General features: G+C 51.1%; 14 protein-coding genes and 2 tRNA genes. 7 read left to right on the top strand and 9 right to left on the bottom strand.

The genetic code is table 11. The features are described 5' to 3' along the window. Nucleotides 1-49: 49 nt before the first annotated feature. Complete coding sequence (gene adhE / locus Q3H59_RS09415; RefSeq protein ID WP_309834450.1) at nt 50-2,725, top strand: bifunctional acetaldehyde-CoA/alcohol dehydrogenase; 2,676 nt, start codon at nt 50-52, stop codon at nt 2,723-2,725. A gap of 55 nt (nt 2,726-2,780) precedes the next feature. Here the strand turns inward: adhE and tdk are convergent, their stop codons facing one another. Beyond that, nucleotides 2,781-3,401, bottom strand: coding sequence for a thymidine kinase (gene tdk / locus Q3H59_RS09410; protein WP_101764244.1), 621 nt, complete (start codon nt 3,399-3,401; stop codon nt 2,781-2,783). A gap of 402 nt (nt 3,402-3,803) precedes the next feature. On the opposite strand from tdk, the gene hns reads away from it, so the two are divergent. Beyond that, nucleotides 3,804-4,211, top strand: a complete 408-nt coding sequence (hns, locus tag Q3H59_RS09405) for a histone-like nucleoid-structuring protein H-NS (protein WP_101764243.1) — start codon at nt 3,804-3,806, stop codon at nt 4,209-4,211. 95 nt (nt 4,212-4,306) lie between these two features. On the opposite strand, the gene Q3H59_RS09400 is transcribed toward hns, so the two are convergent. The 5 genes from Q3H59_RS09400 to rssA all read right to left on the bottom strand — a co-directional run bounded on the left by Q3H59_RS09400 (nt 4,307) and on the right by rssA (nt 9,819). Further along, nucleotides 4,307-5,314 carry an NAD-dependent epimerase gene (locus tag Q3H59_RS09400; RefSeq protein WP_309834447.1) on the bottom strand — a complete coding sequence of 336 codons (1,008 nt, stop codon included), beginning with the start codon at nt 5,312-5,314 and terminating at the stop codon, nt 4,307-4,309. Nucleotides 5,315-5,324: 10 nt separating this feature from the next. Next, nucleotides 5,325-6,668 (bottom strand): UDP-glucose/GDP-mannose dehydrogenase family protein, encoded by a 1,344-nt coding sequence (locus Q3H59_RS09395; RefSeq protein ID WP_137385896.1) that lies wholly within the window; start codon nt 6,666-6,668, stop codon nt 5,325-5,327. A gap of 23 nt (nt 6,669-6,691) precedes the next feature. Beyond that, nucleotides 6,692-7,600 carry a UTP--glucose-1-phosphate uridylyltransferase GalU gene (galU, locus tag Q3H59_RS09390; RefSeq protein ID WP_101764240.1) on the bottom strand — a complete coding sequence of 303 codons (909 nt, stop codon included), beginning with the start codon at nt 7,598-7,600 and terminating at the stop codon, nt 6,692-6,694. Between the two features lie 194 nt (nt 7,601-7,794). Then, nucleotides 7,795-8,811, bottom strand: coding sequence for a two-component system response regulator RssB (rssB, locus tag Q3H59_RS09385; protein ID WP_101764239.1), 1,017 nt, complete (start codon nt 8,809-8,811; stop codon nt 7,795-7,797). Nucleotides 8,812-8,913: 102 nt separating this feature from the next. After that, nucleotides 8,914-9,819 carry a patatin-like phospholipase RssA gene (gene rssA / locus Q3H59_RS09380; protein ID WP_101764238.1) on the bottom strand — a complete coding sequence of 302 codons (906 nt, stop codon included), beginning with the start codon at nt 9,817-9,819 and terminating at the stop codon, nt 8,914-8,916. 96 nt (nt 9,820-9,915) lie between these two features. On the opposite strand from rssA, the gene Q3H59_RS09375 reads away from it, so the two are divergent. The 5 genes from Q3H59_RS09375 (at nt 9,916) to xthA (ending at nt 12,565) form a co-directional block, all read left to right on the top strand. Continuing rightward, the gene (locus Q3H59_RS09375; RefSeq protein ID WP_101764237.1) at nt 9,916-10,371 is read left to right on the top strand and encodes a YchJ family metal-binding protein; all 456 of its coding nucleotides are present in this window, start codon (nt 9,916-9,918) and stop codon (nt 10,369-10,371) included. 57 nt (nt 10,372-10,428) lie between these two features. Beyond that, nucleotides 10,429-11,277 (top strand): formyltetrahydrofolate deformylase, encoded by an 849-nt coding sequence (purU, locus tag Q3H59_RS09370; RefSeq protein ID WP_101764236.1) that lies wholly within the window; start codon nt 10,429-10,431, stop codon nt 11,275-11,277. A 144-nt stretch (nt 11,278-11,421) separates the two neighbouring features. Further along, nucleotides 11,422-11,506 (top strand) — tRNA-Tyr (locus tag Q3H59_RS09365). A gap of 42 nt (nt 11,507-11,548) precedes the next feature. Further along, a tRNA-Tyr gene (locus Q3H59_RS09360) sits at nt 11,549-11,633 on the top strand. Nucleotides 11,634-11,758: 125 nt separating this feature from the next. After that, the gene (xthA, locus tag Q3H59_RS09355) at nt 11,759-12,565 is read left to right on the top strand and encodes an exodeoxyribonuclease III (RefSeq protein ID WP_192234037.1); all 807 of its coding nucleotides are present in this window, start codon (nt 11,759-11,761) and stop codon (nt 12,563-12,565) included. Between the two features lie 32 nt (nt 12,566-12,597). On the opposite strand, the gene Q3H59_RS09350 is transcribed toward xthA, so the two are convergent. From Q3H59_RS09350 to selD, 3 genes are read right to left on the bottom strand one after another with little or no spacing between them, the layout of a single operon-like run. After that, nucleotides 12,598-12,894: a YnjH family protein gene (locus Q3H59_RS09350; RefSeq protein ID WP_309834440.1), complete on the bottom strand. Its 297-nt coding sequence runs from the start codon at nt 12,892-12,894 to the stop codon at nt 12,598-12,600. Then, on the bottom strand, nt 12,894-14,816 hold the full coding sequence (locus Q3H59_RS09345) for a DNA topoisomerase III (protein WP_309834438.1): 1,923 nt from the start codon (nt 14,814-14,816) through the stop codon (nt 12,894-12,896). Before Q3H59_RS09345 ends, Q3H59_RS09350 begins: the two co-directional genes overlap by 1 nt. Nucleotides 14,817-14,837: 21 nt before the next feature. Beyond that, entirely contained in the window at nt 14,838-15,881 is a 1,044-nt protein-coding gene (selD, locus tag Q3H59_RS09340; protein WP_217546479.1) for a selenide, water dikinase SelD, read from the bottom strand. Nucleotides 15,882-15,955: the final 74 nt, after the last annotated feature.

The following is a 15,955-nucleotide window of genomic DNA, read 5'->3' as shown; positions in this document are numbered from 1 at the left end:
GATTCAGGCTTGTTTACTAAAAGAGTTTAACTTCCTTCAGGAGAGCACTATGGCCGTTACTAATGTTGCCGAACTTAATGCACTGATTGAACGTGTAAAAAAGGCACAGCGTGAGTACGCTAATTTTAGTCAGGAACAAGTTGATGCAATCTTCCGCGCTGCCGCCCTCGCCGCTGCAGACGCACGCATTCCACTGGCCAAGCTGGCCGTTGCCGAATCAGGTATGGGTATTGTTGAAGATAAAGTCATCAAGAACCACTTTGCTTCTGAATACATCTATAACGCCTATAAAGATGAAAAAACCTGCGGTATTCTCGCCACTGATGACACCTTCGGCACGATTACTATTGCTGAACCGATTGGCCTGATCTGCGGCATCGTTCCTACCACCAACCCTACTTCTACGGCAATTTTCAAAGCGCTGATTAGCCTGAAAACCCGCAACGGCATTATCTTCTCTCCGCATCCACGTGCGAAAGATGCCACTAACAAAGCCGCCGACATTGTGCTGCAGGCAGCGATTGCGGCGGGCGCACCAAAAGATATCATCGGCTGGATCGACACCCCATCTGTCGAACTTTCTAATCAGTTAATGCATCACCCTGATATCAACCTGATCCTTGCAACCGGCGGTCCGGGCATGGTCAAAGCCGCTTACAGTTCCGGTAAGCCCGCAATTGGTGTTGGTGCCGGTAACACGCCAGTGGTAATTGATGAAACAGCGGATATCAAACGCGCTGTCGCATCCATCCTGATGTCGAAGACCTTCGATAACGGTGTGATTTGTGCGTCTGAGCAATCCGTAATTGTGGTTGATTCGGCTTATGATGCGGTACGTGAGCGTTTTGCCAGCCACGGCGGCTATCTGCTGCAAGGTAAAGAGCTTAAAGCGATTCAGGATATCATTCTGAAGAATGGCGCGTTGAATGCGGCGATTGTCGGCCAGCCAGCGACGAAGATTGCCGAATTGGCGGGAATTAGCGTGCCGGCAACCACCAAGATTCTGATTGGTGAAGTGAAACTGGTTGATGAATCAGAGCCTTTCGCGCATGAAAAACTCTCTCCAACCTTAGCGATGTACCGGGCGAAGGATTACCACGACGCGGTCGATAAAGCTGAAAAACTGGTAACCATGGGCGGTATTGGCCACACCTCATGTCTGTATACCGATCAGGATAATCAGATCGAGCGTGTGCATTACTTCGGCGACAAAATGAAGACCGCGCGTATTCTGATTAACACGCCGGCGTCACAAGGTGGGATCGGTGACCTGTACAACTTCAAATTGGCTCCATCACTGACGTTGGGCTGTGGTTCATGGGGCGGTAACTCCATTTCTGAGAACGTGGGACCAAAACATCTCATCAACAAGAAAACCGTGGCCAAGCGAGCTGAGAATATGTTGTGGCATAAACTTCCGAAGTCTATTTACTTCCGTCGCGGCTCACTGCCGATTGCTCTGGAAGAAGTGGCAACTGATGGTGCCAAACGCGCCTTTATCGTTACCGACCGCTTCCTGTTCAATAATGGCTATGCCGATCAGGTGACTCGCGTACTGAAATCTCACGGTATTGAAACCGAAGTCTTCTTCGAAGTAGAAGCTGACCCAACGCTGAGCATCGTCCGTAAAGGTGCAGAGCAGATGAACAGCTTTAAACCTGATGTGATTATCGCACTCGGCGGTGGTTCACCGATGGATGCAGCAAAAATCATGTGGGTGATGTACGAACATCCTGAGACGCATTTCGAAGAGCTGGCACTGCGCTTTATGGACATCCGTAAACGCATCTATAAGTTCCCGAAAATGGGTGTTAAAGCGCGTATGGTGGCCATCACTACCACTTCCGGTACGGGTTCTGAAGTAACGCCGTTTGCCGTGGTAACGGACGATGCGACCGGCCAGAAATATCCATTAGCGGATTATGCGCTGACGCCAGATATGGCTATAGTTGATGCCAACCTGGTGATGGATATGCCGCGTTCACTTTGCGCCTTCGGTGGCCTCGATGCGGTAACGCACTCACTTGAAGCATACGTCTCCGTATTAGCGAATGAGTATTCTGATGGTCAGGCCTTGCAAGCACTGAAACTGTTGAAAGAGAATCTGCCAGCCAGTTATCGCGATGGCGCAAAAAATCCGGTAGCACGTGAACGCGTTCACAATGCGGCAACTATCGCGGGGATTGCGTTCGCAAACGCCTTCCTGGGTGTGTGTCACTCAATGGCGCATAAACTGGGCTCTGAGTTCCACATTCCACACGGTCTGGCAAACGCCCTGCTGATTTCAAACGTCATTCGCTATAACGCCAATGACAACCCGACTAAGCAAACGGCTTTCAGCCAGTACGACCGCCCACAAGCACGTCGTCGTTATGCTGAGATTGCTGACCATCTGGGACTCTCCGCCGCTGGCGACCGCACCGCGCAGAAAATTGAAAAACTGCTCGCCTGGCTTGAAGAGATGAAAACGCAGTTGGGCATCCCAACCTCAATCCGCGAAGCGGGCGTGCAGGAAGCTGATTTCCTCGCGAAAGTGGACAAACTGGCTGAGGATGCATTCGATGACCAATGTACCGGTGCGAACCCACGCTATCCGCTGATTGCTGAGTTAAAACAAATCATGCTGGATACCTTCTACGGTCGTGAATTCTCTGAGTCATTGAGTGAGAATGCTCAAGAAGTTAAAGCCGAAGTGAAAATTGACAAGAAAACCAAAAAAGCCTAAACCGCTTTAAACAAAAAACCCGCTACGGCGGGTTTTTTTATGGCTTGCTGATGAGTTAAACCTGCGGCGATTGTGAGCCATATATCGCCTGAAGTGAACCCTCATCGATTGCCTGCTTATAGTGTTTACGGCAGACCGATATATAACGCTCATTGCCACCAATCACCACCTGCTCGCCTTCGCTGAAAGGTTTACCCTTTGCATCAAGACGAAGCACCATGCTGGCTTTTCTGCCACAGTGGCAGATGGTTTTAAGCTCAACCAGCTTATCCGCCCATGCCAGTAAATATTGGCTGCCAACAAACAGCTCTCCACGGAAATCTGTGCGCAGGCCATAGCAAAGCACCGGAATATCCAGATTGTCGACAACATCAGATAATGCTTTGACCTGTTCGCGCGTAAGGAACTGGCTTTCATCGACCAACACGCAATGCACGGGTTGCTTCGCATGTTCTGCAGCTATTTCCTCATCGAGCTTTGTCTCATCGTTATATAAAAATGCAGGAGACGAAAGCCCGATACGTGAACTGACTTTGCCTGCACCAAAGCGGTTGTCGATCTCGGCGGTATAAACCAACGATCGCATACCACGTTCATGATAATTATAAGAAGACTGTAGCAAAGCCGTTGATTTACCCGCATTCATCGCAGAGTAATAAAAATAAAGTTGAGCCATTAGAAAATCTCATCGCAGCCTATATCTGTTGCGGCGCAGTTTACCATAAACCTGTATAGCTGTAGCGATGCATTATTTTTATCATCTGCTCAAAATAACATCACCATTAAGATGGATATCACAGTCACTATAGAAAGAAAGCACGTTTTGACAAAATAGCGATTACGCCGATATTTTATTCATTTAAATTAAAGCCGAAGCGTCAGGATTAGCGTTCAGCCTGGTCAGCAAGTTAGAAAAGATTACCAAATAAGTAAATATATTCTGAAGAGCGTTATCAATCTGCCCTTCTTTTTTATTTTTACGTTTTGCTTTTAAATCTGGCTATTGCAGTTATTTTTTTGCACCATTATTATGAGTCGGCAGAACAACTCCCATTTATTATATTTTGAGATTAGGACAATGAGCGAAGCACTTAAAATTCTTAATAATATCCGTACATTGCGCGCACAAGCTCGGGAATGCTCTCTGGAAACATTGGAAGAGATGCTAGAAAAACTCGAAGTTGTGGTCAATGAGCGTCGTGAAGATGATACTCATGCACAAGCGGAAAATGCAGAACGCACACGCAAACTTGAACAATACCGCGAGATGCTAATTGCCGATGGTATTGACCCAAATGATCTGTTACAGGCATTATCTGAAACGAAAGTTCCGGGCAAAGCTAAGCGCGCTGCGCGTCCAGCTAAATATTCTTACGTTGATGAAAACGGTGAAAACCGTACCTGGACTGGCCAGGGCCGCACTCCTGCTGTGATTAAAAAAGCAATTGAAGAACAAGGTAAACAACTGGACGATTTCCTACTGTAATCATTCCAGCGCTCAGCATTGTAATTAGTTCATCGCTAATTCACTTTGACCAGGTAAGAAAAAGGAAGCCAATGGCTTCCTTTTTTCATGCTTAATTATTGTTGATAGAAGCGGCGATACCAATCAACAAAATGCTGCACACCTTGCTCTACGCTAGTTTGAGGACGGAAATTGATCGCGTCGTACAAAGGTTGCGTGTCAGCGCTGGTGCCCAGTACGTCGCCAGGTTGCATGGGCAGCATATTTTTTTTCGCTTCAATGCCCAATGCTTTTTCCAGCGACTCAATATACGTCATTAAGCTGGTCGGCTGGCTATTACCAATGTTGTAAACGCGGTAAGGAGCCGAGCTGCTGGCGGGAGAACCTGCTTCCACCGTCCACTTTTCATCCGGTTGAGGAATCACATCCTGCAAGCGCACGATTGCTTCAGCAATATCATCGATATACGTAAAGTCACGCGTCATTTGTCCGTTGTTATAGACGTCAATTTGCTCACCCGCTAACATCGCGCGTGTAAATTTGAACAATGCCATATCCGGACGGCCCCATGGGCCATACACGGTGAAGAAACGTAATCCCGTAGTGGGCAATTGATAAAGGTGTGAATAGGTATGCGACATTAATTCGTTGGCTTTTTTTGTGGCCGCATAAAGTGAAACCGGATGGTCAACGGAATCGTCCGTTGAAAAAGGCATTTTGCGATTCAGGCCATAAACTGAACTGGATGAGGCATACAAAAGGTGGCCGATTTTATGATGACGGCAACCTTCAAGAATATTGAGGTGGCCGATTAGATTTGCTTCGGCATAAGCATGGGGATTTTCGATTGAATAACGCACGCCGGCTTGAGCGCCCAAATGAATAACGCGTTCAAACGCGTGCTCAGCGAATAAAGAGGAAATGGCCTGGCGATCCGCCAGGTCCATTTTTACGAAAATAAAATCAGGATGTTTGGTGTTCTGGTCTAAACGAGCCTGTTTTAGGCTGACATCATAATAGTCATTCAGATTATCGATACCGACAACCTGGTGACCAGCGGCCAGCAAACGCTGACTGACGTGAAATCCAATAAAACCTGCCGCGCCGGTGACCAGAAACTTCATACATCCCTCATTATTCTACGATTTTAATTGACGCTCCGCGGCCGATTGCATAGTACGTGAAACCGCGCTTGCTGATACGCTCAGGATCATACAGGTTACGACCATCAAAAATCACGGGTTCTTTTAACGCACTTTTGATGACGTCAAAGTCTGGCGCACGGAAGTTTTGCCACTCAGTACAGATCACTAAGCCATCCGCACCCTGCAGCGCTGCTTCCTTGGTACCCATCAACTTCAGATCGTTACGATGGCCGTAAATGCGTTGCGCTTCGTCCATCGCTTCTGGGTCGAACGCCTGAACCGTTGCCCCTGCTTCCCACAGCGTCTCCATCAGCACGCGGCTGGAGGCTTCACGCATATCGTCAGTGTTCGGTTTGAACGCCAGTCCCCACAGAGCAAAGGTTTTGCCGCGCAGATCGTCGCCAAAATGGCGTTTAATAAAGGTTGGCAGCTTGTTCTTCTGCGAATCGTTGACGTCTTCAACCGCCTGCAGTAGACGCGGAGTGTAACCAATTGACTCAGCAGTGCGAATCAGCGCCTGCACGTCTTTCGGGAAACAAGAACCGCCATAGCCGCAGCCTGGATAGATGAAGTGATAACCAATACGTGAATCTGAACCAATACCCTGGCGAACTTTCTCGACGTCGGCTCCCAGACGTTCTGCCAGGTTAGAGATCTCGTTCATGAAGCTAATTTTGGTTGCCAGCATGCAGTTAGCCGCATATTTGGTCAGCTCTGCACTACGAATGTCCATCAAAATCATACGATCATGATTACGGTTGAACGGCTCGTACAGCTCGCGTAACAACTCAACCACTTCATCATTATCGGTACCGACAACGATACGTTCAGGACGCATGCAGTCATTGACTGCCGCACCTTCTTTGAGGAATTCCGGGTTTGAAACCACGTCAAAGGCGATGTTTGCATCACGCTTTTGCAGGGTTTCCGTCATTACCGCTCGCACGCGATCTGCGGTACCCACTGGTACAGTAGATTTGTCGATAACAACTTTGTGATCGTTCATGTGCTGCGCAATCGTGCGCGCAACGGCAGTCACATACTTCAGATCGGCAGAACCGTCTTCATCCGGTGGCGTACCCACGGCGATAAACTGCATCACGCCATGATTAACGCCTTCTTCCGCATTCGTACTGAACTTCAGGCGACCCGACTCGTAATTAGACATAACAAGCGGCGTCAGGCCTGGTTCAAAGATCGGAATATTGCCTTTCTTTAAGTTCTCGACTTTCTTTTCGTCGACATCAATGCAGAGAACGTCATGTCCGACTTCGGCCAACACCGCAGCCTGAACCAGACCGACATAGCCGATACCAAATACAGTGACTTTCATTGAATTATCCTGTGTTTATTGAGTTACTTTTTGTTGCCTACCGCGCCTTCAAGCCACTGGGTGAAATCTTTACCCAGCACTGGATGGCGAACGCCGTACTCAACAAACGCTTGCATGTAACCCAGTTTGTTACCGCAGTCATGGCTGACACCGTTCAGGTGATAAGCTTCAACGGTCTCTTTTTCCATCAGCATCGCAATGGAATCAGTCAGCTGAACTTCGCCACCTGCACCTGGAGGCGTTTTCGCCAGCAGCGGCCAGATTTCAGCAGACAACACGTAACGTCCCACAACGGCCAGGTTTGATGGAGCTTCTGAAGCTTTAGGCTTCTCAACCACGCCAACCATTGGCGCGCTCTGACCTGCAGAGAGTTCAGCACCCTGGCAATCAACTACACCGTAAGCGGTTACATCAGCAACCGGCTCGACCATGATCTGGCTGCGGCCGCTCTCTTCGTAACGAGCCAGCATCTCTGCCAGGTTGTCTTTGGTTGGATCAGATTCGTATTCGTCGATGATTACGTCTGGCAGGATTACGGCGAACGGCTCATCACCAATCAGTGGATGTGCGCACATTACTGCGTGGCCCAGACCTTTCGCGATACCCTGACGAACCTGCATGATGGTGACGTGTGGAGGGCAGATTGACTGGATTTCGTCCAGCAGCTGACGCTTAACACGTTTTTCCAGCATAGATTCCAGCTCAAAACTGGTATCAAAGTGGTTTTCGATGGCGTTTTTAGAAGAGTGCGTAACCAGCACAATCTCGTTAATGCCTGCTGCAATGCACTCATTCACGACATACTGGATCAACGGCTTATCGACCAACGGTAACATCTCTTTTGGAATAGCTTTGGTCGCAGGCAGCATACGCGTGCCGAGGCCTGCAACTGGGATTACCGCTTTTTTAACTTTAGTCTTATAGGCAGACATCAAAAATACCTCTCTTAATAGGCCGTTCAAGTTAATACTTGATATGTCGGTTTAAAAACGAAATGAGTATATCAGTTACTATCAGGTGGAATTATCCTGGAAGAAGTTAATCCACGGAATTTAGGACTATTACCCAAGTGTAAAGCTTGCTCCTGGTCCTGTCTTTAACCCACGGAAAAATTAAATCTAACCGGTTATTCTTCGGCTGATAGCATCAAACGTAACCTGCCTCCGGCGCCCCAAATATGACACTGCCAGGCGTCGGCACGTTGGCTGATTTGATTAAGATGAGTGCTGCCCATAGTACCAAGCGGCACACCATTACTGAGTTGGATTTGATGAGTATTGACATGCAACGTCGCGTTGAGCCCTGCTGAAACCAGGATTAGGTTTTTTAACTGGCGATGATAATAGCCCACCAGCAATGGGAACTGCCCGCTCAGATTCGCCTGCCTTAACAGCATGTTGACCTGACGCAGCAGCCCATTCAACTCAGGCAGTCGCTGCTTCTGGCCGGAGAGCTGCTCCTGCAGCAAACCATTGAACAGTGCGCGCAGTAACAGCGCGGCTAACACGCCATTATCGCCAGCGCGCGTTACATCAAGGCAATAGAATGCCAAATCGTTATCTGACAGCGCCGCGATATCCAGTACTAAGCCCGGCTGTTCCGCCATGGTGAGCTGACGGTAATTGATACGGCAATTGGCAATGGTTTGCTGCACCGGCGGCTGGAGCTGTTTAAGTAATTTAGATGCCGCCAGCGGATCGCTGACCAGCGCATCCCAATCCTGAAACAGTTGTTCATCCTCCTCGACTTTGGAGGTAAACATTGATGGATAGAGACACTCAAACACCGCTTCACGGAAACGTTCCATATTTTTGAGCGGTTTTAGCAATACGTCCTGCACGCCCAAACGCAACACATGCGCAATGTCCGCCATATTTTGTGTGGCGGAGATAATCAGAATGGGCACATTGTTGCCGCGCGTGCGAAGACGCTCAACGAACGGGATACCGCCCATACGCGGCATTTCAAGATCGCAAATAACCAGATCCACTGACTGCGCCGACAACAAGGTTAAGCCATCAACACCATCACCTGCCTCAAGCGTTGTTGCACCTAAGCTGGTTAATAAGTTGTCTATCAATGAACGGAAAACGACCTCATCTTCGACAATGAGTATCTTTTTGCCGATTAGCGGTTTTTCCATTCTCTCCCCCTGCGTACCAGATAATTCAATAGTGGTTCATAAAATGCCGTTGCGCCTTTCAGAATTGGCTGAAGTCGCAACACCTGTGAATGAACAACCTGACTATCTGCCACGGACCAGCGGTAATAGTTCATCCATTTTTTTCTCAACGGCGGCCTTGCCAGCCGCAATGGCTTCTTCTGCACGATGGAAGTCCAGTGTGGAAATTTGTGGACAAAACGGCTGAATCAGCACATCCGGCGGATCGCCCGCCATGCGGTTACGTTTCAGGCGATTTTCCAGAACCTGGATTGATGTCGACATAATCTCCATCGCACCCGGCGTTTGATTAGCACGGCGATGCGTCAGGCCAATCAGGCGTTGACGCAGTTTCTTTCCCCAGCTCAGCGCTTCTACTGCCGCCGCTTCTTCACCGCTCTGCGGCGTAACTGACAATAAATCCTGTTGCATCAGATGTGCGTCATGCTGTAAATCCACGGCGATAACGATGTCAGCACCCAATGCGCGGGTTAATGAGATCGGCACGGGATTCACCACCGCGCCATCCACCAACCAGTATCCATTGTAAGCAATGGGTGGCAATAAGCCTGGCATACTACAGGACGCACGCACAGCTTGATGCAAATCGCCTTCGGTCAACCACACTTCTCGTCCGGTACTGAGATTGGTCGCGACGACGCCAAATGGCTTATCGCACTCATCGATGAGGTCGTTGGGAATCAGCTGGCGGATGTGGCTAAACACCCGGTCGCCGCGCAATAAACCACCGCGCTGCCACGACAGGTCCATTAATCGAATGACATCCCAATAACGGAATGCACTCACCCACTTCTCCATCACGCCCAGCCGTCCATTCACGTAAGCCGAACCGACCAACGCGCCAACAGAACATCCGGCCACCACATCGATTTCAATCCCTGCGCGTTCCAGCGCATTGATCACGCCGATGTGGGACCAACCTTTGGCAGCACCTGAACCCAGTGCCAGCCCAATCCTGACCTTTCTCATCTCACCTCATGATTGGCATGGTACGTAGCATCACGCCTGACAGTCGGCTACCATAGCGCACGCTTAAATTTACTTTAATCACTTCCAGGAGATGACGTGTCTGAAAAGTGCCCTTGCTGCAGCGGAAAGGAGTATAGCGTATGTTGCCAACCCTTTCTGAATGGCCAAGCGAACCCGTCCAGCGCGGAACAATTAATGCGCTCACGCTACACCGCCTACGTCGTGAAAGATGCCGCGTGGCTGGCGAAAACCTGGCACTCCAGTAAACGCGTGGCCGACCTTGAGACGTTATTATCCGAAAGTTTTGCCGGTACTGAATGGCTGGGCTTGAATGTAACTCGTTGTAATCATGGAAGCCATGAGAATGAAGCCTTCGTGACGTTTTTTGCGCGTTACCTCGAAAAAGGCCGCACTTCAGCCATCTATGAATGTTCGCGCTTTCTTCGCGAGGATCAACGCTGGTACTATGTCGACGGAACAACGCCTGAGTTGGGACGTAACGATCGCTGTCCTTGTGGCGCCGATAAAAAATACAAAAAATGTTGTGGGTAATCTGGACAGATACACAACGGCTTTACCATTCATCGCTTTGACAGGACTCTGATCGAGATGCAAGCGCAAACCATCCAACGAAAAGTTTTACGAACCATTTGCCCTGATGCGAAAGGTTTGATCGCCAAGATCACCAACATTTGCTACAAGCACGAACTCAACATTGTGCAGAACAATGAGTTTGTCGATCACCGCACCGGACGCTTTTTCATGCGCACCGAGCTGGAAGGCATTTTCAACGACAATACCTTGCTGGCCGATCTCGATAGCGCGCTACCCGTCGGTTCAGTGCGTGAACTGCAAAGTGCCGGTCGTCGCCGTGTCGTGATTCTGGTGACCAAAGAGGCGCATTGCCTGGGCGATCTGCTAATGAAAAGCGCGTTTGGCGGTCTGGATATGGAGATTGCTGCAGTCATCGGTAACCACGAAACGCTGCGTTCACTGGTTGAACGTTTCGATATTCCGTTTGTGATGGTGAGCCACGAAGGCCACACGCGTGAAGAGCACGACAACCGCATGGCGGATGAAATTGACCGTTATCAGCCTGATTATGTGGTGCTGGCAAAATATATGCGCGTGTTGACGCCCGCCTTTGTGCAACGTTATCCAAACCAGATCATCAATATTCACCACTCCTTCTTGCCGGCGTTCATTGGCGCGCGTCCGTATCATCAGGCTTATGAGCGCGGCGTGAAAATCATCGGCGCCACCGCGCACTACGTGAACGATAACCTCGATGAAGGTCCAATTATCATGCAGGACGTGATCAACGTCGATCATAGCTACACCGCAGAAGAGATGATGCGTGCAGGACGAGACGTTGAGAAGAATGTGTTGAGCCGCGCACTGTATAAAGTGTTAGGCCAGCGCGTGTTCGTTTACGGCAACCGCACGATCATTCTTTAACCACTTCGGCGCTGAACTGCACAACTCTTCAGCGCCACGCATAAAAAGTGGGCAAACAGTTTTTATTTTCAGTGACGGCGCTTTACAGACCGAGCGCATTTGTTATGATGCGCCCCGCTTTAAGACGCAATGATTCAGGCCAGTGGTGGGATTCCCGAGCGGCCAAAGGGAGCAGACTGTAAATCTGCCGTCACAGACTTCGAAGGTTCGAATCCTTCTCCCACCACCATCTGAATCGTCTCTGCCTGAAGCCACAATATGAAATATCCCCGGTGGGATTCCCGAGCGGCCAAAGGGAGCAGACTGTAAATCTGCCGTCACAGACTTCGAAGGTTCGAATCCTTCTCCCACCACCATCACATGTTCTCCTTCGTATTCTTCTTTCGTTTTAATCGCTGTTTTCTCCCGCTTATCATCATGACTTTTGCCCAAAAACTCGTTACCATCGCGCCATACTTTTGCGGATAAAAATGGCAGCGAAATGAAATTTGTCTCTTTCAACATCAACGGCTTGCGTGCGCGTCCTCATCAATTAGCCGCGCTGGTTGAACAGCATCAACCCGATGTCATCGGCTTGCAGGAAACCAAAGTGCATGACGATATGTTCCCGCTCGAAGACGTCAGCAAACTGGGTTATCACGTGTTTTATCACGGACAGAAAGGTCATTACGGCGTCGCGCTGCTGACCAAAGCTGAGCCTGTCAACGTCTACCGTGGTTTCCCTGGCGATGAGGAAGATGCACAGCGTCGTTTGATCATGGCGGAAATCCCGAGTCCGATTGGCGATATCACGGTGATCAACGGTTATTTTCCGCAGGGTGAAAGCCGCGACCATCCCACCAAGTTCCCGGCGAAAGAGAAGTTTTATCGCGATCTGCAAAGTTATCTTGAGCAACAGCTAGCCGTGGATAAACCGGTATTGATCATGGGCGACATGAACATCAGCAGCACCGATTTTGACATCGGCATTGGTGAAGATAATCGTAAGCGCTGGCTGCGTACCGGAAAATGCTCGTTCCTGCCTGAAGAGCGCGAGTGGATGGATCGCTTGCTTAAGTGGGGTTTGGTTGATACCTGGCGCGATAAGTTCCCGGAAACCAACGATCGTTTCTCATGGTTTGATTACCGCTCGAAAGGCTTTGACGACAATCGTGGTCTGCGCATCGATCTGCTGCTGGCGAGCCAGCCGCTCGCCTCGCGCTGTATTGAGAGTGGCATCGATTACGATATCCGCAGCATGGAGAAACCGTCGGATCACGCCCCGGTTTGGTCGACATTTAAGCTGTGATGAAGCAGCGTGGCGTCTAGCGCCACGCGCTTTTATTTGATGATCTTCCAGATAAGCGGATTGGTTCCCAATACCTTCTCATCCCTGCCGCACTGCAATAACACGCCTTCCGCTTTGACTACCGCACCTTCAGAATAACTGCGGTTCTCATAGGTACAGCACTGCATGCAACTGCTCTGACGATTGTTTTGCCCTTGTGTCCACACTTCTGGCGGCAGATCCACCACCACATCGGTATTGCCCATACGATTGTTTTCCGGCTGGCGGTTGGCCAGCGCCGAGGTGCTGCATAACAACAATCCGCCCAGCAACATCATTGCATAACGCATCACTCTGTCTCCTTGGTTTTGCGACGAGCCGTTTTCGGTTTGGCTTTCTTTTTGGCCCCAGGCGCTGTCAATCCGCGAAAGGCCTGTAACGACGGTCGCTGGCGTGCTTCACCAATCAGCCCAATCAAGGTGCTGACCAGCGGCTGCATAAACTCATCATAGCGACAAGACTTCTCGCTAATCCGGGTAAGCGTCGATTCCCATTGCGCCGTCATATCGGGCCGGGCGGCCATTTCTGGCAGTGCATGGATCAACGCCCTGCCCGCATCCGTCGAATGAATATAACGGCCTTTTTTCACCAGGAAAGTGCGGCGGAACAGCAATTCGATAATGCCCGCACGCGTCGCTTCCGTACCTAAACCATCGGTTGCACGCAGCACTTTCTTTAATTCTTTATCCTGCACAAAGCGGGCGATGCCGGTCATCGCAGACAATAGCGTCGCATCGGTAAACGGACGCGGCGGTTGCGTCTGCTTCGCCAGCACTTCGCCGCGCTCGCACAGCAGCTCATCACCTTTAGCGACGACCGGCAGCGGCGTGCCATCGTTCTCCTCGTCACGCTCTTTGCTGCCAAGCAGCGCACGCCAGCCGGCTTCGGCCAGAAAACGCGCTTTGGCGATAAATTTTCCGCCGCCGATATCAAGATCAATAACGCATTTGCGGAACACCGCATCCGGGCAAAACTGCATTAGATACTGGCGGGCGATCAATCCGTAAATATTGGCCTCATTTTCGGTCAGACTAACCTTACTGGCACGCGCAGTGGGAATGATGGCATGGTGCGCATCGACCTTTTTGTCGTCCCAGCAGCGGTTCTTCTGATCGGGATTGAAATCCGCTGGCGGTGTCAGATTGGGCTGATGCGCCTGAATGGCGTTCAGCACCGCATGGCGTCCGGCAAAGTGCTCATCGGGCAGATAGCGGCTATCGGAACGCGGGTAGGTGATCAGCTTATGGGTTTCATACAGCCGCTGACAGCAATCCAGTACGTTCTGCGCGCTGAGGCCAAAGCGCTTACCGGCTTCGATCTGCAGGCCAGAAAGCGAAAATAGCAGCGGTGCGGTATCGGATTCACGTTTGTCGTTATATCCGGTGACCAGCGCCGGCTTACCATTAATGCGCTCAAGCACGTGATCCGCCAGCGGACGATGCAGCAAACGCCCCTCTTCATCCTGCCACGGCTCGCAAGCATCGCTTGGCACCCATGTCGCGACAAAACGCTCGTCTTTTGGCGTGACGATGTGCGCTTTAACTTCGAAATAGTCCTTAGGGATAAAGTTTTCGATCTCTTCATCGCGGCGCACCACTAAACCCAGCACCGGCGTCTGCACGCGGCCAACCGACAGCACGCCGTCGTAACCGGCGTTACGGCCCAGCAAGGTAAAGGCGCGCGTCATGTTGATGCCGTACAGCCAGTCGGCGCGCGCACGCGCTAACGCAGACACACACAGCGGAATGAATTCGCGGTTCTCACGTAGGCGCCCAACCGCACGTTCAACCGCCGAGGCATTAAGATCGTTAATCAGGCAGCGCTGCACCGCTTTGCGTTTCTCTGGTGCGAGCTGCAGATAATCCAGCACTTCATCCACCAGCAGTTGGCCTTCACGATCGGGGTCACCCGCATGCACCACCATGCTGGCTTGTTGCAGCAGGCCTTCAATCACTTTTAACTGCTTAGCCACGGATGGACGTGGCTGCAAGCGCCATTTTTCCGGAATAATCGGTAAATCAGCCAGATTCCAGCGCGCATAGCGGCTGTCATAACTGTCGGGCTGCGCCTGCTCCAGCAGGTGCCCAACACACCAGGTCACAACCTGGTCATTCCCGCAGGCAATATAGCCGTCTCCGCGTCGATGCGGTTTTGGCAACACGTCGGCAATCGCACGCGCTAAGCTGGGTTTTTCGGCAATAAACAAACGCATGGATGGCGTCGTTCCTTAACGTCAGGTAACTACGGTAATCAGTGGACGATCGGCTCTAGCGGCAAACAGTTCGCCAATCGACGTTGCTTGCACGCCTGCTGCAGAGGCGCAGCGCTGGAATGCCTCAATGGCGCTGGGTTGAACCGCCACTAGCAGACCACCGGAGGTTTGTGGATCGCACAGCAACGCGCGGGTGGCATCATCTAAGGGTGAAACCTGCTCGCCATAGCTGGCGAAGTTGCGGCTGGTGCCACCGGGCACCGCTCCCGCAGCGATATAGTCATCGACGCCCGCCAGGCGCGGTACCTGCGCTGCAATCACTTCGGCACGCAATCCTGAACCCTGGCAGATTTCACTTAAATGGCCGAGCAAGCCAAAACCGGTGACATCGGTCATCGCGCTGATGCCCGCCAGTTTGGCGAACTCCGCTCCGGCTTTATTCAGCTGGCACATCACATCGGCAGCCAGCGAACGGTGTTCAGGCCGCAGCAGGCCTTTTTTCTCCGCGGTAGTGAGAATGCCAATGCCTAATGGTTTGGTGAGGAAAAGCTGACAACCGGCCTGCGCCGCGCTGTTCTTTTTCACCCGCGCCACATCGACGATACCGGTTACGGCCAGGCCGAAGATCGGCTCTGGCGCATCAATCGAATGGCCGCCCGCCAGGGCGATTCCCGCCGCCTGACAAGCGGCACGCCCGCCCTCGACCACCTGCTGCGCCACTTCCGGACTCAGTAGATTCACCGGCCAGCCTAATATAGCGATCGCCATGATGGGTTTCCCGCCCATGGCGTAGATATCACTGATGGCGTTAGTGGCGGCGATACGACCAAAGGTAAAAGGATCGTCGACGATCGGCATAAAGAAGTCGGTGGTGCTTACCACCGCAGTACCGTTGCCGAGATCGTAGACTGCAGCATCATCACGCGTTTCATTGCCAACCAGCAGTTGCGGATCGTGAAACGGACTGAGCTCACTGCGCAGAATGGTTTCCAACACCTGCGGCGAAATTTTGCACCCACAACCCGCACCGTGGCTGTATTGCGTTAAACGAACAGGTTCACTCATGGCGACTTCCTTATGCGATGAACAGAAGGCGCTATGTTAGCCTGGCTGTTAGTTGGGAGTAAGTGTTGCACGAC

Source organism: Pantoea sp. SORGH_AS_0659, from assembly GCF_031453915.1.
GTDB classification, from domain to species: Bacteria; Pseudomonadota; Gammaproteobacteria; order Enterobacterales; family Enterobacteriaceae; genus Pantoea; species Pantoea leporis.
The sequence above is the reverse complement of the archived record's forward strand: the minus strand, read 5'-3'. Positions and strand labels throughout refer to the sequence as shown.

Excerpts from the sequence above, each read along its gene's own strand:
- selD (WP_217546479.1), bottom strand. The coding sequence starts at position 15,881 with ATGAGTGAACCTGTTCGTTTAACGCAATACAGCCACGGTGCGGGTTGT.
- Q3H59_RS09345 (WP_309834438.1), bottom strand. The coding sequence starts at position 14,816 with ATGCGTTTGTTTATTGCCGAAAAACCCAGCTTAGCGCGTGCGATTGCC.
- Q3H59_RS09350 (WP_309834440.1), bottom strand. The coding sequence starts at position 12,894 with ATGCGTTATGCAATGATGTTGCTGGGCGGATTGTTGTTATGCAGCACC.
- hns (WP_101764243.1), top strand. The coding sequence starts at position 3,804 with ATGAGCGAAGCACTTAAAATTCTTAATAATATCCGTACATTGCGCGCA.
- Q3H59_RS09395 (WP_137385896.1), bottom strand. The coding sequence starts at position 6,668 with ATGAAAGTCACTGTATTTGGTATCGGCTATGTCGGTCTGGTTCAGGCT.
- xthA (WP_192234037.1), top strand. The coding sequence starts at position 11,759 with ATGAAATTTGTCTCTTTCAACATCAACGGCTTGCGTGCGCGTCCTCAT.
- purU (WP_101764236.1), top strand. The coding sequence starts at position 10,429 with ATGCAAGCGCAAACCATCCAACGAAAAGTTTTACGAACCATTTGCCCT.
- Q3H59_RS09400 (WP_309834447.1), bottom strand. The coding sequence starts at position 5,314 with ATGAAGTTTCTGGTCACCGGCGCGGCAGGTTTTATTGGATTTCACGTC.
- tdk (WP_101764244.1), bottom strand. The coding sequence starts at position 3,401 with ATGGCTCAACTTTATTTTTATTACTCTGCGATGAATGCGGGTAAATCA.
- galU (WP_101764240.1), bottom strand. The coding sequence starts at position 7,600 with ATGTCTGCCTATAAGACTAAAGTTAAAAAAGCGGTAATCCCAGTTGCA.
- adhE (WP_309834450.1), top strand. The coding sequence starts at position 50 with ATGGCCGTTACTAATGTTGCCGAACTTAATGCACTGATTGAACGTGTA.
- rssA (WP_101764238.1), bottom strand. The coding sequence starts at position 9,819 with ATGAGAAAGGTCAGGATTGGGCTGGCACTGGGTTCAGGTGCTGCCAAA.
- rssB (WP_101764239.1), bottom strand. The coding sequence starts at position 8,811 with ATGGAAAAACCGCTAATCGGCAAAAAGATACTCATTGTCGAAGATGAG.